General features: G+C 62.6%; 14 protein-coding genes and 3 rRNA genes. 9 read left to right on the top strand and 8 right to left on the bottom strand.

The genetic code is table 11. The features are described 5' to 3' along the window. Entirely contained in the window at positions 1-444 is a 444-nt protein-coding gene (locus tag EET03_RS19340) for a DUF2550 domain-containing protein (protein WP_063471756.1), read from the top strand. Positions 445-535: 91 nt separating this feature from the next. Here the strand turns inward: EET03_RS19340 and EET03_RS19335 are convergent, their stop codons facing one another. Beyond that, entirely contained in the window at positions 536-1,138 is a 603-nt protein-coding gene (locus tag EET03_RS19335) for a cob(I)yrinic acid a,c-diamide adenosyltransferase (RefSeq protein WP_075541295.1), read from the bottom strand. Between the two features lie 70 nt (positions 1,139-1,208). Here EET03_RS19335 and murA point away from each other — a divergent pair, with 70 nt between their 5' ends. From murA to rrf, 4 genes are all read left to right on the top strand, one after another. Continuing rightward, on the top strand, positions 1,209-2,465 hold the full coding sequence (gene murA, locus EET03_RS19330) for a UDP-N-acetylglucosamine 1-carboxyvinyltransferase (protein WP_075541296.1): 1,257 nt from the start codon (positions 1,209-1,211) through the stop codon (positions 2,463-2,465). A 285-nt stretch (positions 2,466-2,750) separates the two neighbouring features. Continuing rightward, positions 2,751-4,281 (top strand): 16S ribosomal RNA (locus EET03_RS19325). Between the two features lie 294 nt (positions 4,282-4,575). Beyond that, positions 4,576-7,680, top strand: a 23S ribosomal RNA gene (locus EET03_RS19320). Positions 7,681-7,762: 82 nt separating this feature from the next. After that, positions 7,763-7,876 (top strand): 5S ribosomal RNA (gene rrf / locus EET03_RS19315). The 16S, 23S and 5S rRNA genes sit together here, the layout of an rRNA operon. A gap of 54 nt (positions 7,877-7,930) precedes the next feature. On the opposite strand, the gene EET03_RS19310 is transcribed toward rrf, so the two are convergent. From EET03_RS19310 to EET03_RS19295, 4 genes are all read right to left on the bottom strand, one after another. Next, complete coding sequence (locus tag EET03_RS19310; protein ID WP_075541297.1) at positions 7,931-8,428, bottom strand: methylated-DNA--[protein]-cysteine S-methyltransferase; 498 nt, start codon at positions 8,426-8,428, stop codon at positions 7,931-7,933. Then, positions 8,425-9,942 carry a DNA-3-methyladenine glycosylase 2 family protein gene (locus EET03_RS19305; protein WP_075541298.1) on the bottom strand — a complete coding sequence of 506 codons (1,518 nt, stop codon included), beginning with the start codon at positions 9,940-9,942 and terminating at the stop codon, positions 8,425-8,427. Before EET03_RS19305 ends, EET03_RS19310 begins: the two co-directional genes overlap by 4 nt. Positions 9,943-10,031: 89 nt before the next feature. Beyond that, on the bottom strand, positions 10,032-11,657 hold the full coding sequence (locus tag EET03_RS19300; protein ID WP_075541299.1) for an adenylate/guanylate cyclase domain-containing protein: 1,626 nt from the start codon (positions 11,655-11,657) through the stop codon (positions 10,032-10,034). Between the two features lie 248 nt (positions 11,658-11,905). After that, positions 11,906-13,519 (bottom strand): adenylate/guanylate cyclase domain-containing protein, encoded by a 1,614-nt coding sequence (locus EET03_RS19295; protein ID WP_075541300.1) that lies wholly within the window; start codon positions 13,517-13,519, stop codon positions 11,906-11,908. Between the two features lie 332 nt (positions 13,520-13,851). On the opposite strand from EET03_RS19295, the gene nucS reads away from it, so the two are divergent. Then, complete coding sequence (gene nucS, locus EET03_RS19290) at positions 13,852-14,523, top strand: endonuclease NucS (protein WP_075541331.1); 672 nt, start codon at positions 13,852-13,854, stop codon at positions 14,521-14,523. Between the two features lie 22 nt (positions 14,524-14,545). Next, complete coding sequence (locus EET03_RS19285; protein ID WP_081255083.1) at positions 14,546-14,833, top strand: hypothetical protein; 288 nt, start codon at positions 14,546-14,548, stop codon at positions 14,831-14,833. Between the two features lie 9 nt (positions 14,834-14,842). Here EET03_RS19285 and mce read toward each other — a convergent pair whose 3' ends face one another. After that, positions 14,843-15,304, bottom strand: a complete 462-nt coding sequence (mce, locus tag EET03_RS19280) for a methylmalonyl-CoA epimerase (protein WP_075541301.1) — start codon at positions 15,302-15,304, stop codon at positions 14,843-14,845. An 82-nt stretch (positions 15,305-15,386) separates the two neighbouring features. Between mce and EET03_RS19275 the strand changes: the two genes are divergently transcribed. Both EET03_RS19275 and EET03_RS19270 read left to right on the top strand, forming a co-directional pair. Further along, the gene (locus tag EET03_RS19275; protein WP_075541302.1) at positions 15,387-16,580 is read left to right on the top strand and encodes an acetyl-CoA C-acetyltransferase; all 1,194 of its coding nucleotides are present in this window, start codon (positions 15,387-15,389) and stop codon (positions 16,578-16,580) included. A gap of 177 nt (positions 16,581-16,757) precedes the next feature. After that, the gene (locus EET03_RS19270; RefSeq protein WP_082274456.1) at positions 16,758-17,672 is read left to right on the top strand and encodes a thioredoxin family protein; all 915 of its coding nucleotides are present in this window, start codon (positions 16,758-16,760) and stop codon (positions 17,670-17,672) included. A gap of 31 nt (positions 17,673-17,703) precedes the next feature. Here the strand turns inward: EET03_RS19270 and glgB are convergent, their stop codons facing one another. Both glgB and EET03_RS19260 read right to left on the bottom strand, forming a co-directional pair. Further along, the gene (gene glgB, locus EET03_RS19265; RefSeq protein ID WP_075541332.1) at positions 17,704-19,911 is read right to left on the bottom strand and encodes a 1,4-alpha-glucan branching protein GlgB; all 2,208 of its coding nucleotides are present in this window, start codon (positions 19,909-19,911) and stop codon (positions 17,704-17,706) included. 5 nt (positions 19,912-19,916) lie between these two features. Continuing rightward, positions 19,917-22,004: an alpha-1,4-glucan--maltose-1-phosphate maltosyltransferase gene (locus tag EET03_RS19260; RefSeq protein ID WP_075541304.1), complete on the bottom strand. Its 2,088-nt coding sequence runs from the start codon at positions 22,002-22,004 to the stop codon at positions 19,917-19,919. Between the last annotated feature and the right edge of the window lie 104 nt (positions 22,005-22,108).

Genomic DNA, 22,108 nt, shown 5'->3' with positions numbered 1-22,108 from the left:
ATGAGCGTGCCCATGGTCGGCATGGTCGTGCTCATCATCCTGTTGGGCATTGCCGTGCTCGCCCTGAGTTATCGGCTGTGGAAACTACGCCGTGGCGGTACCGCGGGAATCATGCGAGATATCCCCGCGGTCGGAGGTCACGGTTGGCATCACGGCGTGATCCGCTACCATGGCGCCGAAGCCGCCTTCTACCGGCTGTCCAGCCTGCGCCTGTGGCCGGATCGCCGGCTTAGTAGGAGAGGCGTCGAGATCGTGGCCCGGCGGGCGCCACGCGGCGACGAGTTCGACATCATGACCGACGAGATCGTCGTTCTGGAACTGCGTGACACGACCCAGGATCGCAGGTCGGGATACGAGATCGCGTTGGACAAGGGGGCGTTGACCGCGTTCCTGTCGTGGCTGGAGTCGCGTCCTTCACCACGCGCACGACGCCGCAGTGTCTAGCCTCGTCGGCCTCGAAAGTTCAAGCGCCCGAACGGATCTGCAGTGTCCACGACGGCCGGCGAGGGCGGGCAACTGGAATAGCTGTGCTGCCTTACTTCTCGCGCTTGTCTTCTCCGGAGCCACCGCCAGGCCGCCACATCAGGTCACCTCCCGGGTTGGCCACCCTGGACAGAATGAAGAGCAGATCTGAAAGCCGGTTCAGGTACTTCGCCGGCAAGACGCTGACCCCTTCCTGATGGGTGCTAACGGCGGCCCATGCCGACCGCTCGGCTCGGCGCACCACCGTCCGGGCGACGTGCAGCAGGGCCGACAGCGGCGAACCGCCGGGAAGCACAAAGGAATTCAGTGCCGGCAGGGCCTCGTTGTATGTGTCGCACCAAGCCTCGAGCCGGTCGATATAGGTCTGGGTGATCCGCAGCGGGCGGTGCGCGGAGTCTTCCAGCGGCTTTTTCAAGGGGGTGGACAGATCCGCGCCGAGGTCGAACAGATCGTTTTGAATCTGTCGCAGCACGTCGGTCAGCTGGCGGTCCGGGTTTCCCAGTGCCACGGCCACACCGATCGCGGAGTTGGCCTCGTCGCAATCCGCGTACGCCACCAGGCGAGCGTCGGTTTTCGCGACCCGTGAGAAATCGCTCAACCCGGTGGTACCGTCGTCGCCGGTTCGGGTATAGATGCGGGTCAGGTGCACAGCCATAGCAAAACGGTACCGGGCCCACTTGGTTGGCCGACTGACAAGCCGATAGCGCTTCACTAGACTGATCCGGGTGGCGGAGCGATTCATGGTGACTGGTGGTAACCGGTTGTCAGGCGAAGTCGCCGTCGGAGGCGCGAAAAACAGCGTTCTCAAGCTTATGGCCGCGACACTGCTGGCCGAAGGCACCAGCACAATCACCAACTGCCCCGACATCCTCGATGTGCCGCTGATGGCGGAAGTACTGCGTGGACTGGGTGCCACCGTAGAGCTCGACGGCGACGTCGCGCGCATCACCTCACCAGACGAACCGAAGTACGACGCCGACTTCGCCGCGGTGCGCCAGTTTCGAGCCTCGGTCTGCGTGCTGGGACCCTTGGTCGGGCGATGCAAACAGGCCAAGGTCGCTCTCCCCGGCGGTGATGCGATCGGTTCGAGGCCGCTGGATATGCATCAGGCAGGTCTTCGGCAACTGGGTGCGCGGTGCAATATCGAGCACGGGTGCGTGGTGGCCCAGGCAGAAACCTTGCGCGGTGCGGAGATTCAGCTGGAGTTTCCCTCAGTGGGAGCTACCGAGAATATCTTGATGGCTGCCGTATTGGCCGAGGGTGTGACCACCATTCACAACGCGGCGCGTGAACCCGACGTGGTCGACCTGTGCACGATGTTGAATCAGATGGGCGCGCAGGTAGAAGGTGCCGGTTCGCCGACGATGACCATCACCGGCGTCCCGCGGCTGTACCCCACCGAGCATCGCGTGATCGGGGACCGCATCGTCGCTGCCACCTGGGGTATCGCCGCGGCCATGACACGTGGCGACATCACCGTGACGGGCATCGACCCGTCACACCTCCAACTGGTACTGCACAAATTGCATGACGCGGGCGCTACCGTCACCCAAACCGATGACAGCTTCCGCATCGTGCAGTACGAACGCCCGAAGGCCGTCAACGTTGCGACCTTGCCGTTCCCCGGTTTTCCGACCGACCTGCAGCCGATGGCGATCGCGTTGGCATCGATCGCCGACGGCACCTCGATGATCACCGAGAATGTGTTCGAGGCGAGGTTCCGGTTCGTCGAAGAGATGATCCGGCTGGGGGCTGACGCGCGCACCGACGGCCACCACGCGGTTGTGCGGGGCCTGCCACAGCTATCCAGTGCGCCCGTCTGGTGCTCAGACATCCGGGCGGGGGCCGGCTTGGTCCTGGCCGGGCTGGTCGCAGATGGTGACACCGAGGTTCATGACGTGTTCCACATCGACCGCGGCTATCCGTTGTTCGTCGAGAACCTGGTCAGTCTCGGCGCCGAGGTCGAGAGGGTATGCTCCTAGATGCGCCCGGCACCCCGGTCATCTTCTCAAAGTTGGCTGGAACCGGGGCTTGACCAAGTCGCCAGAATCGTATTAAGCTGGTAGGGTTGCCCCGAAGCGGGCGAAAACAAGCAAGCGTGTTGTTTGAGAACTCAATAGTGTGTTTGGTGTAATTGTTTGTTGTTGTTTTTTTGACTACGCCGTTCACTCCCCGTGTGGGGCGTAGTCGTATTATTCAGATGCCAGTTATTGGCGTCTTGTCAGGTATCTCTGATTGTAAATTCGCCTCGTTGTTCGAGGGGTTTTTGTTTGGAGAGTTTGATCCTGGCTCAGGACGAACGCTGGCGGCGTGCTTAACACATGCAAGTCGAACGGAAAGGTCTCTTCGGAGACACTCGAGTGGCGAACGGGTGAGTAACACGTGGGCAATCTGCCCTGCACACCGGGATAAGCCTGGGAAACTGGGTCTAATACCGGATAGGACCACTTGGCGCATGCCTTGTGGTGGAAAGCTTTTGCGGTGTGGGATGGGCCCGCGGCCTATCAGCTTGTTGGTGGGGTGATGGCCCACCAAGGCGACGACGGGTAGCCGGCCTGAGAGGGTGTCCGGCCACACTGGGACTGAGATACGGCCCAGACTCCTACGGGAGGCAGCAGTGGGGAATATTGCACAATGGGCGCAAGCCTGATGCAGCGACGCCGCGTGGGGGATGACGGCCTTCGGGTTGTAAACCTCTTTCACCATCGACGAAGGTCCGGGTTCTCTCGGATTGACGGTAGGTGGAGAAGAAGCACCGGCCAACTACGTGCCAGCAGCCGCGGTAATACGTAGGGTGCGAGCGTTGTCCGGAATTACTGGGCGTAAAGAGCTCGTAGGTGGTTTGTCGCGTTGTTCGTGAAATCTCACGGCTTAACTGTGAGCGTGCGGGCGATACGGGCAGACTAGAGTACTGCAGGGGAGACTGGAATTCCTGGTGTAGCGGTGGAATGCGCAGATATCAGGAGGAACACCGGTGGCGAAGGCGGGTCTCTGGGCAGTAACTGACGCTGAGGAGCGAAAGCGTGGGGAGCGAACAGGATTAGATACCCTGGTAGTCCACGCCGTAAACGGTGGGTACTAGGTGTGGGTTTCCTTCCTTGGGATCCGTGCCGTAGCTAACGCATTAAGTACCCCGCCTGGGGAGTACGGCCGCAAGGCTAAAACTCAAAGGAATTGACGGGGGCCCGCACAAGCGGCGGAGCATGTGGATTAATTCGATGCAACGCGAAGAACCTTACCTGGGTTTGACATGCACAGGACGCGTCTAGAGATAGGCGTTCCCTTGTGGCCTGTGTGCAGGTGGTGCATGGCTGTCGTCAGCTCGTGTCGTGAGATGTTGGGTTAAGTCCCGCAACGAGCGCAACCCTTGTCTCATGTTGCCAGCGGGTAATGCCGGGGACTCGTGAGAGACTGCCGGGGTCAACTCGGAGGAAGGTGGGGATGACGTCAAGTCATCATGCCCCTTATGTCCAGGGCTTCACACATGCTACAATGGCCGGTACAAAGGGCTGCGATGCCGCGAGGTTAAGCGAATCCTTTTAAAGCCGGTCTCAGTTCGGATCGGGGTCTGCAACTCGACCCCGTGAAGTCGGAGTCGCTAGTAATCGCAGATCAGCAACGCTGCGGTGAATACGTTCCCGGGCCTTGTACACACCGCCCGTCACGTCATGAAAGTCGGTAACACCCGAAGCCAGTGGCCTAACCCTCGGGAGGGAGCTGTCGAAGGTGGGATCGGCGATTGGGACGAAGTCGTAACAAGGTAGCCGTACCGGAAGGTGCGGCTGGATCACCTCCTTTCTAAGGAGCACCACGAAAAACTCCCCAATTGGTGGGGTGTAAGCCGTGAGGGGTTCCCGTCTGTAGTGGACGGGGGCCGGGTGCGCAACAGCAAGCGAAACGCCGGACACACTATTGGGTCCTGAGGCAACACTCGGGTTTGTCCCCCTCAGGGATTTTCTGGGTGTTGTCCCACCATCTTGGTGGTGGGGTGTGGTGTTTGAGAATTGGATAGTGGTTGCGAGCATCAAATGGATGCGTTGCCCCTACGGGTAGCGTGTTCTTTTGTGCAATTTTATTCTTTGGTTTTTGTGTTTGTAAGTGTCTAAGGGCGCATGGTGGATGCCTTGGCATCGAGAGCCGATGAAGGACGTGGGAGGCTGCGATAAGCCTCGGGGAGCTGTCAACCGAGCGTGGATCCGAGGATTTCCGAATGGGGAAACCCAGCACGAGTGATGTCGTGTTACCCGCATCTGAATATATAGGGTGCGGGAGGGAACGCGGGGAAGTGAAACATCTCAGTACCCGTAGGAGAAGAAAACAAAAGTGATTCCGTAAGTAGTGGCGAGCGAACGCGGAACATGGCTAAACCGCACGCATGGGTAACCGGGTAGGGGTTGTGTGTGCGGTGTTGTGGGATCGATACGTCTCAGCTCTACCCGGCTGAGGGGCAGTCAGAAAGTGTCGTGGTTAACGGAAGTGGCCTGGGATGGTCTGCCGTAGACGGTGAGAGCCCGGTACGTGAAAACCCGGCACCTGCCTAGTATCAATTCCCGAGTAGCAGCGGGCCCGTGGAATCTGCTGTGAATCTGCCGGGACCACCCGGTAAGCCTAAATACTCCTCGATGACCGATAGCGGAATAGTACCGTGAGGGAATGGTGAAAAGTACCCCGGGAGGGGAGTGAAAGAGTACCTGAAACCGTGTGCCTACAATCCGTCAGAGCCCTTTCGTGGGGTGATGGCGTGCCTTTTGAAGAATGAGCCTGCGAGTCAGGGACATGTCGCGAGGTTAACCCGAGCGGGGTAGCCGCAGCGAAAGCGAGTCTGAATAGGGCGTATCACGCGCGAGCGTGTGTAGTGGCGTGTTCTGGACCCGAAGCGGAGTGATCTACCCATGGCCAGGGTGAAGCGCGGGTAAGACCGCGTGGAGGCCCGAACCCACTTAGGTTGAAGACTGAGGGGATGAGCTGTGGGTAGGGGTGAAAGGCCAATCAAACTCCGTGATAGCTGGTTCTCCCCGAAATGCATTTAGGTGCAGCGTTGCGTGTTTCACCACGGAGGTAGAGCTACTGGATGGCCGATGGGCCCCACTAGGTTACTGACGTCAGCCAAACTCCGAATGCCGTGGTGTATAGCGTGGCAGTGAGACGGCGGGGGATAAGCTCCGTACGTCGAAAGGGAAACAGCCCAGATCGCCGGCTAAGGCCCCAAAGCGTGTGCTAAGTGGGAAAGGATGTGCAGTCGCAGAGACAACCAGGAGGTTGGCTTAGAAGCAGCCACCCTTGAAAGAGTGCGTAATAGCTCACTGGTCAAGTGATTGTGCGCCGATAATGTAGCGGGGCTCAAGCACACCGCCGAAGCCGCGACAACCGCAAGGTTGGGTAGGGGAGCGTCCCTCATTCAGCGAAGCCGCCGGGTGACCGGTGGTGGAGGATGGGGGAGTGAGAATGCAGGCATGAGTAGCGATAAGGCAAGTGAGAACCTTGCCCGCCGAAAGACCAAGGGTTCCTGGGCCAGGCCAGTCCGCCCAGGGTGAGTCGGGACCTAAGGCGAGGCCGACAGGCGTAGTCGATGGACAACGGGTTGATATTCCCGTACCCGTGTGTGGGCGCCCGTGATGAATCAGCGGTACTAACCACCCAAAACCGGATCGATCACTCCCCTTCGGGGGCGTGGAGGTCTGGCGCTGCGTGGAGCCTTCGTTGGTAGTAGTCAAGCGATGGGGTGACGCAGGAAGGCAGCCGTACCAGTCAGTGGTAATACTGGGGCAAGCCAGTAGGGAGAGCGATAGGCAAATCCGTCGCTCATAAATCCTGAGAGGTGACGCATAGCCGATTGAGGCGAATTCGGTGATCCTCTGCTGCCAAGAAAAGCCTCTAGCGAGCACACACACGGCCCGTACCCCAAACCGACACAGGTGGTCAGGTAGAGAATACCAAGGCGTACGAGATAACTATGGTTAAGGAACTCGGCAAAATACCCCCGTAACTTCGGGAGAAGGGGGACCGAAATACCGTGAACACCCTTGCGGTGGGAGCGGGATTCGGTCGCAGAAACCAGTGAGAAGCGACTGTTTACTAAAAACACAGGTCCGTGCGAAGTCGCAAGACGATGTATACGGACTGACGCCTGCCCGGTGCTGGAAGGTTAAGAGGACCCGTTAACCGCAAGGTGAAGCGGAGAATTTAAGCCCCAGTAAACGGCGGTGGTAACTATAACCATCCTAAGGTAGCGAAATTCCTTGTCGGGTAAGTTCCGACCTGCACGAATGGCGTAACGACTTCTCAACTGTCTCAACCATAGACTCGGCGAAATTGCACTACGAGTAAAGATGCTCGTTACGCGCGGCAGGACGAAAAGACCCCGGGACCTTCACTACAACTTGGTATTGGTGTTCGGTACGGTTTGTGTAGGATAGGTGGGAGACTGTGAAACCTCAACGCCAGTTGGGGTGGAGTCGTTGTTGAAATACCACTCTGATCGTATTGGACACCTAACGTCGAACCCTGAATCGGGTTCACGGACAGTGCCTGGCGGGTAGTTTAACTGGGGCGGTTGCCTCCTAAAATGTAACGGAGGCGCCCAAAGGTTCCCTCAACCTGGACGGCAATCAGGTGGCGAGTGTAAGTGCACAAGGGAGCTTGACTGCGAGACCTACAAGTCAAGCAGGGACGAAAGTCGGGACTAGTGATCCGGCACCTCTGAGTGGAAGGGGTGTCGCTCAACGGATAAAAGGTACCCCGGGGATAACAGGCTGATCTTCCCCAAGAGTCCATATCGACGGGATGGTTTGGCACCTCGATGTCGGCTCGTCGCATCCTGGGGCTGGAGCAGGTCCCAAGGGTTGGGCTGTTCGCCCATTAAAGCGGCACGCGAGCTGGGTTTAGAACGTCGTGAGACAGTTCGGTCTCTATCCGCCGCGCGCGTCAGAAGCTTGAGGAAACCTGTCCCTAGTACGAGAGGACCGGGACGGACGAACCTCTAGTGCACCAGTTGTCCCACCAGGGGCACCGCTGGATAGCTACGTTCGGACAGGATAACCGCTGAAAGCATCTAAGCGGGAAACCTTCTCCAAGATCAGGCTTCTCACCCACTTGGTGGGATAAGGCCCCCCGCAGAACACGGGTTCGATAGGTCAGACCTGGAAGCTCAGTAATGAGTGAAGGGAACTGGCACTAACCGGCCGAAAACTTACCAACACACAAAAATCGCAACCACTTTCCACTCTCACGGCGTCAGTCGTGAGTCCACACCCCCCACCAATACAAATTTACATAGAGTTACGGCGGCCACAGCGACAGGGAAACGCCCGGTCCCATCCCGAACCCGGAAGCTAAGCCTGTCAGCGCCGATGATACTGCCCTTCTCGGGTGGAAAAGTAGGACACCGCCGAACATACAAAAACACCCCCGGGGTATCGGGGGTGTTTTTGCATTTACAGGATTCGTGTCAGTCGAACAAACTCAAATTGACCGACACACGTTTCTTCTCCAATTCGAGCAATGTTTGCTTTCGGTCAAGCCCGCCCCCGTACCCGGTGAGCTTTCCACTGGCCCCAATGACCCGATGGCACGGGACGATGATGGCGATGGGATTCCGCCCGTTGGTCAAGCCGACGGCACGCGCCGCGCCCGGGGCACCGATCTGTTCCGCGATTTCTCCATAGGATCGAGTTTCCCCGTAGGGAATCGTCAGCAAGGCTTTCCATACCCGCTGCTGGAATTCTGTGCCACGCAGGTCCAGGTCGATATCGAAATCGCGGAGGTCACCGGCGAAATAGGCGTCAACCTGTTCGACCGCGGCAGGAAAGGCACATTGATTCGGTGACCAACCGAATCGGTTCGGTTCATGGGTTTGATCGACCATCCGCAGATTGGTCAATACGGCCCCGCGCCCGGCTAAAGTCAACGGTCCGATCGGGCTGTCGATTGTGCGGTAATGAATCATGCGACTTCCTTCGGCGGCTTTTGTGGCCAATGGTTTACCGGGTGCTCGAGCGTGGTCCACAAATGCTGTGTGGCATATGACCGCCAGGGCCGCCACCGGGCACTTCGCTCGGAAAGTGCGCGTCGTTGTTCGGGCAGGCCCAGTTGTCTGGCGGCCAACCGGACACCGAGATCACCGGCAGGAAATGCGTCCGGGTCACCCAGGCCGCGCATCGCGACGACCTCGGCCGTCCAAGGGCCCACTCCCGGCAGGGCCAGCAACTGGCTGCGCGCCTCCGTCCAGTCGCAACCGGCGTCCAGGCTGATCCTCCCGTCAGCAAGGCCGCTGACGAGCGCGCTGAGCGTGCGCCGACGCGCCGTGGGGACGGCCAGATGGACGGGGTCGATCTGCGACAGCTGCTCCACCGACGGGAAGGTGTGGGTCAGGCCGCCCGCGGTATCGTGCACGGGCTGCCCGCAGGCGGCGACGAGTCGGCCCGCGTGGGTCCGCGCGGCTTTGGTCGAAACCTGTTGAGCCAGCACCGCCCGCACCGCGAGTTCAGCCTCATCGACGGTACGCGGAATCCGCTGTCCGGGGGCCTTGGTGACCACTGGGGCCAACGCCGGATCCCCGCTGAGTGCCTCGATCACCGCCTCGGGATCGGCGTCAAGGTCCAGTAGCCGACGGCACCGTGCGGTGGCGGCCGCGAGATCGCGGAAATCGTCGAGCACCAACAGACAGCGAACATGATCGAGCGCCGGTGTCAGGGTGACCAAGCCGCTGCCCGAGGAAAGCCGCAGTGTGCGTCGGTACGCGCCATTGCGGACCTCCTCGCAACCGGGGACCGCGCCGGCGGCCAGATGGCCGAAGACGCCCTGATAGGCGAATGGCGTACGGGTCGGCAGCCGCAGGGATATCGCTCCCGGGCCACCGTGGTGCCCGGTGGCCCCGGATTCGGCGGATCCCGAGCGGTTGGCAGCGCGCTTGCGCAACACCGTCGGCGTGCTGTCGCAGACCAGGCGCACGGTGTCGTTGAATTGCCGGATGCTGGAAAACCCGGCCGCAAAAGCCACCTCCCCGAACGGCAGATCGGTGGTCTGGATCAGCACGCGGGCCGTCTGCATTCGTTGTGCGCGGGCCAATGCCAGCGGGCCGGCGCCCACCTCCGCCCGCAGCAGCCGTTGCAGCTGACGCGGGGTGTAACCGAGACGGGCGGACAGGCCGGTGACGCCTTCGCGGTCCACCGTGCCGTCGGCGATCAGCCGCATGGCCCGGGCGACCACATCACCGCGGATGTTCCATTCCGGAGAACCGGGAGACGCGTCAGGACGGCAACGTTTGCAGGCCCGGAAGCCCTCCTGTTGGGCCGCCGCCGCCGTCGGCAGGAACCGCACGTTGCGCGCGAACGGCGGCCGTACCGGGCAACTGGGCCGGCAGTAGATCCGGGTCGTCAAGACCGCGATCACGAACCAGCCGTCGAACCGGGCGTCTTTGGCCTGGACCGCTCGGTAGCAGCGTTCGAAATCTTCGTGCACAGTCCGACAATTACACCTGATCACCGACATGGCTGGCGGGAAAGCGACATCGTAGTAGGCACAGTAGCGCCCGGGCGGGTGGCCGGAGGTTACCTACGCGGTGTGGCCGGTTCGATCGGCGATGCCAGTCGAGTCGGCCGCTTGTGCCCACGAAGCTTCACGTGTCTTCCCAAAGTCCAATGGGCACGCTCGCTTTCGCTCGCTGCCTCGACGGTCTGCGCCGAAGCCAGTAACTTGCCGGGGCGTGATTTCGCGCGTTCGCACAGTCGGGCCGCTTCGTTCACCGGCTCGCCGATCACGGTGTATTCGAACCGCTCCTTAGAGCCCACATTGCCGGCCACCACCTGTCCGGACGCCACCCCGATGCCTGCCTGGCACTCCCGCATTTCCTCGGCCAGCCGCTCAGCCAGGGTCCGCGCACAGGCCAACGCCTGGTCTTCGGGTCGGTCGAGATGGTTGGGGGCACCGAAAATGGCCAGCGAGGCGTCACCCTCGAACTTGTTGACCAGCCCGCAATGGCGATCGACCTCTTCGACCACGATCGCGAAGAAGCGGTTGAGCAACTGCACGACCTCGGCCGGGGGTTGGCTGGTCACCAACTTGGTCGAGCCGACGATGTCAAGGAACACCACGGCGACGTGGCGTTCCTCCCCGCCCAGTTTCGGCCGCTCCCGCTCGGCGGCAAGGGCGACCTCACGTCCGACATGGCGGCCGAACAGATCACGCACCCGCTCGCGCTCCCGCAGGCCGTCGACCATCGCGTTGAAACCACGCTGCAGCTCACCGAGTTCGGTTCCGTCGAACACCACCAGGTCGCCTCGGAGATCCCCTCGTTCCACGCGCTGCAGTGCCGCTCGGACCACGCGTACCGGTGTCGCCGTGAGCCAGGCCAAGATCCACATCAGGACAAACCCGAAGACCAATGTTGCCATCGACACGATGAGCACACCGACCGCGAACTGGGTCGCCGTGAGATTCCGCATCTCGATCTGGAAGACCGCAATCAGGGCAATGCCGACGATCGGAACACCCGATCCCAGCAGCCACACCATCATGGTTCGCCCCATGATCCCCGATGCCAGTCGCCGAGGCGGCGGTCCCGCCTCGAGCGCCTGGGCTGCTACCGGACGCAATGCGAACTCGGTGAGCAGGTAGCTCCCGGTGGCGACCAGGAGTCCGCAAACGGTCACCGCGAAGAGGAAGCGGGGGATGAACATGGTGTTGGCCATGCCGTAGAGCGTGGTCAGCAGCGCCGCGCCGACTCCCCAGAGGATCAGGTCGACAATGGCGACCCGCCAGGGAGTCAGGAAGGTGTTGCGCTCGTCGTCGTGGGTTGGTGGGCGTTCCTCGATTGCCCAGCGCAGCGCGATCACAGTTCGTCGCGTGATCCAATACGCTCCGAGCGCCAAGGCGACCACGATGTAGGCCGGTACAACGGCGAACGACACCCACAACGGGGCATCGGAAAAGACACTCGGCTCGGGAATCGCGACCGTTACCACCAGGATGGAGACCGCTATCCCGATCAGGTTTGCCGCGACCACCATCACCGTCAAGATGACCTGGATGCGTATCCGCCGGCGCCGTTGGTCCTCCGATACCCGCCCGAGCAGCCAGGAGCCGTAGGCGGGGGTCTCTGATAGCCGGCCGCTCTGACGGGTCACCGTCTCAAGTACCCGGCCCAAACGTTGCGCCATACTTTCCTCGGCCACCATTGTGGCGTCAGTCTAATTCGCATCTTTCGCGTGGCTGACGCGCTGCCCCGAGTGGTTCGGGTCGGTCTGGTTACGGGCAAGGGGTCGACCCTGGTGATGGCCTCGTGGTGCGATTCGAAAATAGCTGCAGCCATTGGCCTTTCGGTTCTCGGCAATGCATGTGGTGATCGGGCGCGGCGCCGATCTCGAAGCTCCAAATCCGGCAGTTGCCCGCTAGCAGTGTTGGATGGGGTTGTGGACCGGCCTTGCTACCCGGCTTGCACCGGCGATGCGAGCCGGGTGTGCTGGTCGTGCCCGCGAAGCGTCACGACCTCGCCCAGGGACCACAGGGCGCTCTCGTGTTCGGTTGCGCCCCGCACGGTGTCGGCGGTAGCCAACAATTGACCCGGATGTGATTTGGCCAGTTCGCAAAGCCGGGCCGCTTGGTTGACCGGCTCGCCGATCACGGTGTATTCGAACCGTTCGTTGGCGCCGACATTGCCGGCGACCACTTGTCCTGATGCCACCCCGATGCCCGCCGGGCATTCGGGCACTTCGTTGGCCAGTCGTTCGGCAATGGCGCGTGCGGCGGCCAGAGCCTGGTCTTCAGGTCGGTCAAGGTGATTGGGGGCGCCGAAGATGGCAAGCGACGCGTCGCCCTGGAACTTATTGACCAAGCCGCGATGACGGTCGATCTCGTCGATGACGACTGCGAAAAACCGGTTCAACAACTGCACGACGTCGGCGGGAGGCTGGCTGGTCACCAACTTGGTCGAGCCGACGATATCGATGAACACCACGGCGACGTGACGCTCTTCACCGCCCAGTTTCGGCGGCTGGCGTTCGGCGGCGAGGGCGACCTCGCGACCGACGTGCCGGCCGAAGAGGTCACGCACCCGCTCGCGTTCGCGCAGGCCGTGGACCATCGAGTTGAATCCACGCTGCAGCTCACCGAGTTCGGTGCCGTCGAACACCACCAGATCGGCAACCAAGTCGCCCTGCTCCACGCGCTTGAGCGCCGCGCGAACCACGCCCACGGGCGTTGCCGTCATCCACGCAAGCATCCACATCAGGACGAATCCGAAGACCATAACGGGCGCCCACAGGATCAGCACTGAAATGATGTATTGGTCGTTCTCCAGCTCCCAAAACGTATTCTCGAATAGCGCGGTGAGGGCGATACCGGTATTGGGTAGGCCCGAACAGAGCAGCCATACCACCATGGTGCGCCCCATGATGCCTGGCACCAGGGATCGCGTCGTTGGTCCTACTTCGAGCGCCCGGGCGGCCACTGGGCGCAGCGCAAATTCGGATAACAAATAGCAGCCGGTGGCCACGAGAACGCCGACCACGCTCATCGAAAACAGGAACCGTGGGATAAATAATGGGTTGGCCATGCCGTAGAGGGTGGTCCACAACACCATCCCGAATCCCCATACGAAAAGAACCGCCAACGACACGCGCGCTGGGATCCGGAACGTATCGCGTGCTTCGTCTGGGGTGGGTATGCGTTCCTCGATTGCCCATCGCAGTGCGCGAGTTGTTTGCCGGGTAAGCCAAAGTGCGCCCAGCACCACAGCGAGCACGTTGTAGGCGGGTACGAGCCCGAAGGACAGCCAATGCGGCGCGTCGAAGATCACGCTCGGTTTCGGGAAGGCAACCGTCAGTAGCAGAGCCGCGATGGTGATCCCGACCAATTGCGCAGCCAGAATGGTGACACTCATCATCACCTGGATACGTATCCGTTGACGTTGCTGGCTTTCCGATGCACGTCCGAGCAGCCAGGACCCGTAAGCAGGGGTTTCTGACGGCCAGCGGTACCAGCGGGTCACTTTATCAAGCACCCGATCCAAGCGCTGCGCCACGGCCTTCTGGGACGACATTGTGGCAACAGCCTAAGTTGTCGGACCGGCTCTAACTGATTTTTTCGCGGAAGTGTGTCGGTAACGGCTGTCGATTGGCGAAAGATCCTGTCCCGCAGTGCAGGATCGAATTGTCTAAGGTTCGCTGTGCACCTGCAGGAGAGGCATTTTGCCGGCAGAGCAACCCGAAAACGCCCGCTGCGAGATCGCGACGTTGCGCTGGACCATCGCCATCCAGGACGGCCTCGTCCAACCCCGCCGACACGGTCAGTCGAACGCGTCGCATCTTCGAAAACAGCATCCACACAGGCCAATCCGTGACCCGATGCAAGGCCGAGGCTAAGGTGAGTCGGGTGCGTCTCGTCATTGCCCAATGCACGGTCGACTATGTCGGCCGGCTTACCGCGCATCTGCCGTCCGCGCGTCGGTTGCTGTTGTTCAAGGCCGACGGATCGGTCAGCGTGCACGCCGACGACCGCGCCTACAAACCGTTGAACTGGATGAGTCCGCCGTGCTGGCTGACCGAGGAGACCGGCACAGAATCGCCGGTGTGGGTGGTCACCAACAAATCCGGCGAACAGTTGCGTATCACCGTCGAAGAGATCGAGCACGACTCGAGCCACGAGCTGGGTGCCGACCCCGGACTGGTGAAGGACGGCGTCGAGGCCCACTTGCAGGCGTTGCTCGCTGAACACGTGCAAATCTTGGGTGAGGGGTACACGCTGATCCGTCGCGAGTACATGACCGCGATCGGGCCGGTCGACCTGCTGTGCCGCGACGAACATGGGGGCTGTGTCGCAGTGGAGATCAAGCGGCGCGGCGAGATCGACGGGGTCGAGCAGCTCACCCGTTATCTCGAGTTGCTCAATCGCGACAGCGTTCTCGCGCCGGTCAAGGGCGTGTTCGCCGCTCAACAGATCAAGCCGCAGGCCCGCACCTTGGCCACCGACCGCGGCATCCGCTGCCTCACACTGGATTACGACAAGATGCGCGGCATGGACAGCGACGAGTACCGGCTGTTCTGAAGGTCGAGGCTAATCTTGTCAGGTGGCCCGGCGCCGTAAACCGCCAAGCCGGCAGCGACCGGTAGCGCCGATGCCGCGCCGGGTCGAGACCGGGCCGGATGGCTACGAGTACGAAGTCCGAGCGATTGCGGCAGCACGAGCCGTCAAGACCTATCGATGTCCCGGGTGCGATCACGAAATCCGTACCGGGACTTCACATGTGGTGGTGTGGCCCGCTGATCGACCGGAAGCTGTCGAGGAGCGGCGGCACTGGCATTCTCCGTGTTGGGCCAGCCGGGGGACTCGTGGCCCGACCCGAAAGTGGTCTTAGCCGCGGCCCTCAGCGAGCCGGCTCGACCAACTCGATCAGAACGCCGCCGGCGTCCTTGGGGTGAATGAAGTTGATTCGGGAATTTGCCGTGCCACGCCGGGGAGCCTCGTAGACGAGACGGACACCCTGCGAGCGCAGCCGCCGGCTCAGCGCGTCGAGATCAGCTACCCGACAGGCGAACTGCTGGATGCCCGGCCCGCGCTTGTCCAGAAACTTTGCGATCACCGATGAGTCGTCGACCGGGGCCATCAATTGGATCTGGGCCGCCCGGGGGGCGCCCGGGACCGCGAGCATCGCCTCGCGGATTCCCTGGTCGTCGTTGACCTCCTCGTGGACGAGGATCATGCCGAGGTGGTCGTGGTACCACTCGATCGCCGCGTCCAGATCGGCGACGGCGATGCCGACGTGATCGAGCCCGGTCACCAGCGAGGTGGCCACAACCTGACGGGCGTCAACTTGATCGGTGGTCATAACACAACGGTAACCTCATGGGGAAGAATCTGCTTCTCCGGGTTGGCTGGATCGGCCGTTCCCACGCTCATAGGAGGTAGTCATGACGACGTCGGTGATCATTGCTGGAGCCCGGACACCCATCGGCAAGCTGATGGGTTCCCTGACGGATTTCAGCGCCAGTGACCTGGGCGGCATCGCCATCAGGGGCGCCCTGGAAAAGGCCTTCCCGGGTGTGGAAAACCCGCCATCTCTGGTCGAGTACGTGATCATGGGCCAGGTGCTCACCGCGGGCGCGGGACAGATGCCCGCGCGACAGGCGGCGGTCGCGGCAGGTATCGGCTGGGATGTGCCGGCCTTGACCATCAACAAGATGTGCTTGTCGGGCATCGACGCCATCGCGCTGGCTGACCAGCTGATCCGGGCCGGAGAATTCGACGTGGTGGTCGCCGGGGGTCAGGAGTCCATGACGAAGGCGCCGCATCTGCTGATGGACAGTCGGGCCGGCTACAAGTACGGCGACGTCACGGTTCTGGACCACATGGCCTACGACGGGCTGCACGACGTGTTCACCGACCAGCCGATGGGGGCACTCACCGAGCAACGCAACGACGTCGACAAGTTCACGCGGCAGCAGCAGGACGAGTACGCGGCTCAGTCGCACCAGAAAGCAGCCGCTGCATGGAAGGACGGTGTGTTTGCCGACGAAGTGGTGCCGGTGAGCATTCCGCAGCGTAAAGGTGATCCACTGCAGTTCAGCGAAGACGAAGGCATCCGCGCCAACACGACCGCCGATTCATTGGCCGGCCTCAAGCCGGCGTTTCGCAAGGACGGCACCATTACCGCCGGCTCGGCGTCGCAGATCTCCGACGGCGCCTGCGCGGTCGTGGTGATGAGCAAAGAAAAGGCCCGGGCGCTAGGACTTTCGTGGCTGGTCGAGATCGGCGCGCATGGCGTCGTGGCCGGCCCGGATTCGACACTGCAGTCGCAGCCGGCCAACGCGATCAAGAAGGCGCTCAAGCGTGAGGGCATCTCGGTGGACCAGCTCGATGTCGTCGAGATCAACGAGGCCTTCGCGGCGGTCGCACTGGCCTCGATGCGTGAGCTGGGGGTGAATCCCGAGATCGTCAATGTCAACGGCGGAGCGATAGCCGTCGGCCATCCCATCGGGATGTCGGGAGCGCGCATCACACTGCATGTGGCGCTCGAGTTGGCCCGCCGCGGCTCGGGCTACGGCGTTGCGGCCCTGTGCGGCGCGGGCGGCCAGGGCGACGCGTTGATCCTGCGGGCGGGCTAGCGCCGGCAGCCAGTGTTGACGTTGCTGGAATGCCTCCGTCGGGTGCCGGTGTGATTTTCGTCATATCCGCCCCTCGCGGCTGTTGGTGCGGGTTTCCGGCAGCGATTTCGGTCAGCATGCAACGGTCGGCGCCACCGGGTGGATGGCAGCCGGGCCCGGCGTGACAGACTTGATGACGTGACACGTCCCCGACCTTCGATCGGGCCTGCCATGGCCGGTGCGGTCGACCTTTCCGGTCTCAAGCAACGAGCTCAACAAAGCGCCGCAACAGGCGGGGCTGCCGGCCGGACACCGTCTGCTCAGCCGGGTGTGGTCGAGATCAGTGAGACGAACTTCGAAGACGAGGTGATCGCCCGCTCCGACGAGGTGCCCGTGGTGGTGTTGCTATGGTCGCCGCGCAGCGATGTGTGCGTCGACCTGCTCGACACGTTGTCCGGCCTGGCCTCGACCGACCAGGGCACCTGGCAGCTGGCGACGGTCAACGTCGACGTTGTACCCAGAGTGGCTCAGATATTCGGCATCCAGGCGGTCCCAACCGTGGTGGCTCTGGCTGCGGCGCAGCCGATCTCAAGTTTCCAGGGCCCCCAGCCTGCCGATCAGCTACGACGCTGGCTGGACTCGCTGCTGTCGGCGACTGCGGGAAAGCTCAGGGGCCCAACGGATTCGGGAGAGTTCGCGGAAGTCGATCCGGCGGTGGCGCAGGCCCGCGCGGAACTCGAGGCCGGCGACTTCGACGCCGCAAAGAAGTCGTACCAAGCGATTCTGGATACCGAGCCGGGCAATGTCGAAGCGAAGGCGGCGATCCGGCAGATCGACTTCCTCACTCGCGCAACCGCACAGCGGCCGGATGCCGTCCGGGTCGCCGACGCCGCACCCGATGACATCGAGGCCGCGTTCGCGGCCGCCGACGTGCAAATCCTCAATCAGGATGTCAGCGGGGCGTTCGAGCGTCTGGTCGCATTGGTGCGCCGTACATCGGGGGATGAGCGCACCCGGGTGCGCACTAGGCTGATCGAGCTCTTCGAACTCTTCGACCCCGCCGATCCCGAGGTCATCGCGGGCCGGCGCAATCTCGCCAACGCCCTGTACTGAGGTGTCGGGCAGGGGTTGGTGACTGGTCGCTTCAGGCCGGTTCCAGCCACAAGGCCGACGTGGGCGGCAGCACCAGCACCGCTGATGCGGGACGACCGTGCCACGGGTCGTCGGTGGCGTCGACGCCCCCGAGGTTGCCGATCCCGGACCCGTTGTAGGAGGTCGCGTCGGTGTTGAGGACTTCTCGCCACCGGCCGGCCGAAGGCAGACCCAGCCGGTAGCCGCTGTGCTCGGTGCCGGCGAAATTGAACACGCACGCCATCACCGAGCCGTCGTTGCCGTAGCGCAGGAAGCTCAACACGTTGTTGGCCGAATCGTTGGCGTCGATCCAGGAATAGCCGGCCGGAACGGTGTCTTGGCTCCACAGTGCCGGGTGGTTGCGGTAGATCTCGTTGATGTCGCGCACCAGGCGCAAAATACCGTTCGAGAAGCCTTGTTCGTCGAGCTGGAACCAGTCAAGACCGTGTTGCTCGGACCACTCGGCACGCTGGCCGAATTCCTGGCCCATGAACAGCAGTTGTTTGCCCGGGTGTGCCCACTGGTAGGCGAGCAGGCTGCGAAGCCCGGCGGCCTTCATGTGATTGCTACCCGGCATCCGCCCCCATAGCGTCCCTTTGCCGTGCACTACCTCGTCGTGGCTGAGGGGCAGCACGTAATTCTCACTGAACGCATACAGCATCGAGAACGTCATCTCATGGTGATGAAAACTGCGATAGACCGGGTCTCGACTGATGTAGTCAAGCGTGTCGTGCATCCAGCCCATGTTCCATTTCATCGAAAAGCCAAGGCCGCCAAGGCTTGTCGGTCTGGTTACCCCTGGCCACGACGTCGACTCCTCGGCGATGGTGACGATGCCGGGTGCCGCCCGGTGCGCGGTGGCGTTCATCTCCTGCAGGAACTGCACCGCCTCCAAGTTCTCCCGCCCGCCGTAGATGTTGGGGGTCCAGCCGCCCTCGGGGCGCGAGTAATCCAGGTAGAGCATCGATGCCACCGCGTCCACCCGCAGGCCGTCGATGTGAAATTCCTGGAGCCAAAACAACGCGTTGGCCACCAGGAAGTTTCGTACCTCCGGCCGCCCGAAGTCGAAAACGTAAGTGCCCCAGTCTAGTTGCTCGCCACGTTTGGGATCGGAATGCTCGTAGAGCGGAGTGCCGTCGAACCGTCCGAGCGCCCATGCGTCCTTAGGGAAGTGGGCCGGCACCCAGTCCACGATGACGCCGATGCCCGCTTGGTGAAGGGCGTCGACCAGCCCCCGGAAATCGTCGGGAGTGCCGAAGCGCGATGTCGGCGCATAGTACGACGTGACCTGGTATCCCCATGATCCGGCGAACGGGTGTTCGGCCACTGGTAGTAGCTCCACATGGGTAAACCCGTGTGCCACCACGTAATCGGTCAGCTCCCGGGCAAGCTGGCGGTAGCTCAGTCCGGGACGCCAGGAGCCCAGGTGGACTTCATAGGTGCTCATCGGCTCGAACACCGGATTACGCTGGACACGCCGAGCCATCCAGTCGGCGTCGCCCCAGGTGTAGTCGCTCACCGTCACCCGCGATGCCGTCTGGGGCGGCACCTCGGCGCCGAACGCGAACGGGTCGGCCCGATCGGTCACGACGCCGTCGGCGCCGTGCACCCGGAACTTGTAGAGGCCGTCGTCCGGGAAACCAGGCCAGAACAACTCCCACACTCCCGAGGAACCCAGTACGCGCATTGGTGCGTCGTTTCCGGTCCAGCCATTGAAATCACCGATCAGGCTGACGCCCTTGGCGTTGGGCGCCCACACCGCGAACGACACGCCCTCCACGACACCGTCGGCCGTGGTGAACGAGCGGGGATGAGCGCCAAGGACTTCCCAGAGTCGCTCGTGGCGTCCCTCGGCGAACAGATGGAGGTCGACTTCACCCAGGGTGGGCAGAAAACGGTAAGCGTCGGCGACCGCATAGGGGTCAGCACCTTCGTAGCAAACCTGCAACCGGTAATCGATCAAGTTGACGAAGGGCAGGGCCACCGCGAACAGCCCGGCGTCGATGTGCTGCATCGGCAACTGGTCGTCACCGACGAGCGCGACGACGCTGACCGCGTGTGGACGAAATGCCCGGATAACCGTGTGGTCGCCGTACTCGTGGGCGCCCAGGATGCTGTGCGGGTTGTGGTGGGCGCCGGCCACCAGGCGCGCCAGCTCGGCGGGGTCGGGCGCCAAGTGCGTCCCGGGCAGTTGATCGGTTCGGCTCTTGGATCTACTCAAGTCGCTCACCTCCTGCGCAGCAGTGTGACTCGGGATTCCTCCGGAATGAGTGGCATGTTGATGACGTGGGCGACTGCTTGCGCCGGGTCGATGCGAACATAATTTCCTTGCCCCCAATTGAATTCCTGGCCGGTTATCTCGTCGCGGACCCAAAACCGCTCGTAGGGCTCCATACCCAGCGCGGCCATGTCCAGCCACAGGGTTGCTTCCTCGGGCCCGAGGGCGTTGAGCGTGACCACCACCAGGACACAGTCGCCGGTCGCCGGGTCGAACTTGCTGTAAGCCAGCAACGCCTCGTTGTCGACGTGATGGAAATGGATGGTGCGTAACTGCTGCAGCGCGGGATGCAGTCGCCGAATTGCGTTGAGCTGCGTGATGAACGGCTCCAGTGACCTGCCTTCGGCGAGCGCGCCCGCGAAGTCACGGGGACGCAGCTCGTATTTTTCCGAGTCCAGGTACTCCTCGCTGCCTTCCCGCACCGCCCGGTGCTCGAACAGCTCGTAACCGGAGTACACGCCCCAGGCCGGACCCATGGTGGCAGCCAGCGCCGCGCGGATGGCGAACATGCCGGGGCCGTTGTGTTGCAGGACCGCGTGCAGGATGTCGGGGGTATTGACGAAGAGGTTGGGCCGGCGGAAGTCGGCGAATTCGGCTATCTCGTTACCGAATTCGGTGAGCTCCCACTTGGACGTGCGCCAGGTGAAGTAACTGTAGGACTGCGTGAAGCCCAGTTTGGCCAGCCCGTACTGGCGGGCCGGGGGAGTGAATGCCTCGGACAAGAACAACACGTCGGGGTGGATGGTCTTGACTTGACCGATCAGCCAAGACCAGAAGTCGGGTGGCTTGGTGTGCGGGTTGTCGACCCGAAAGAACTTGACGCCGTGGTCGATCCAATGTCGTACTACGCGCAGCACTTCGTCGTAGAGTCCCACGGGGTCGTTGTCGAAGTTGAGTGGATAGATGTCCTGATACTTCTTCGGCGGGTTCTCCGCGTAGGCAATGGTGCCGTCCGGCAGTTCGGTGAACCAGTTTCGGTGTTCACGGGCCCACGGATGGTCCGGCGCGCATTGCAGGGCCAGGTCCAGGGCCACCTCCATGCCCAGGTCGCGCGCCGCGGCAACGAAGTCGTCGAAATCGTCGATGGTGCCCAGGCTCGGGTGGATGGCATCGTGGCCGCCCTCGTCGCTGCCGATCGCCCACGGAGATCCGACGTCACCGGGCGCGGCGGTGGGGTTGTTGTTGCGGCCCTTGCGGTGCACCTTGCCGATCGGATGAATCGGCGGCAGGTACACCACGTCGAACCCCATCCGTGCAATGCGCGGTAGCTCGGCCGCCGCGGTGGAAAAGGTGCCGTGCACCGGTTTGCCGTCGTCGTCCCAACCTCCGGTGGAACGCGGGAACATCTCGTACCACGCCCCGAAGCGGGCCACCGAGCGGTCGACCCAGATGCCGAACTGTTCGCCGCGGGTAACCAGATCCCGCAGCGGATAAGCCTTGAGCAGGTCGTCGATTTCCGGGGACAGGGCCAGCGCGGAGCGGGTCACCGGGTCACCGGGATTCCGCAACGTCGCGGCAGCCTCCATCAGCGGCCAGCGTTGCGCGCGCGGCACCCCCGTGGCGGCGCGCTCGAGTAGCGCGGCGCCGATCAGCAAATCGTTGGACAATTCTTTTTCGCCCTGGCCGGCATCGAGTTTGGCGACCAGGCCATGACGCCAGGTATGTACCGGGTCACCCCAACCGTCGACCCGGAAGGTCCACAGTCCGGCGCTGTCGGGGGTGAACTGGCCGTGGAAGACGTAGGGCTCCTGGCCCATCGTCATCGGGAACAACAGCGGTTTGACGCGCTGCTGCTCGGCCGGCCTGGCCGCCACCTCGGATTCCAGCGCCCGCACCGCCGAGACCCTGCGTACGTCGCTGACCAGCGGATAACGCGGGCCGAGGTAGCGCACTACCAGGGTCGCGGCCACTGCTTCGTGGCCCTCGCGCCATACCGAGGCGCTGACCGGCACCACCTCGCCTACCACCGCCTTGGCGGGGTAGGCGCCGCATGAGACGACGGGCTGGACGTTATCGATCTCGACACGACCGGGCACCAATCACTCCGTTCTGTTCGCGGCTCGCCCATGCAGGCGGGGAACCCGACCTCGCCCCCCTTGGCCACTGCGGGCCGTTCCTGGGCTCGTCACCCCGGGGACGA

It is taken from the genome of Mycobacterium innocens, from assembly GCF_900566055.1.
Lineage (GTDB): Bacteria > Actinomycetota > Actinomycetes > Mycobacteriales > Mycobacteriaceae > Mycobacterium > Mycobacterium innocens.
Note: the sequence above shows the minus strand (reverse complement) of the source record. Positions and strands in the feature narration are given on the sequence as shown.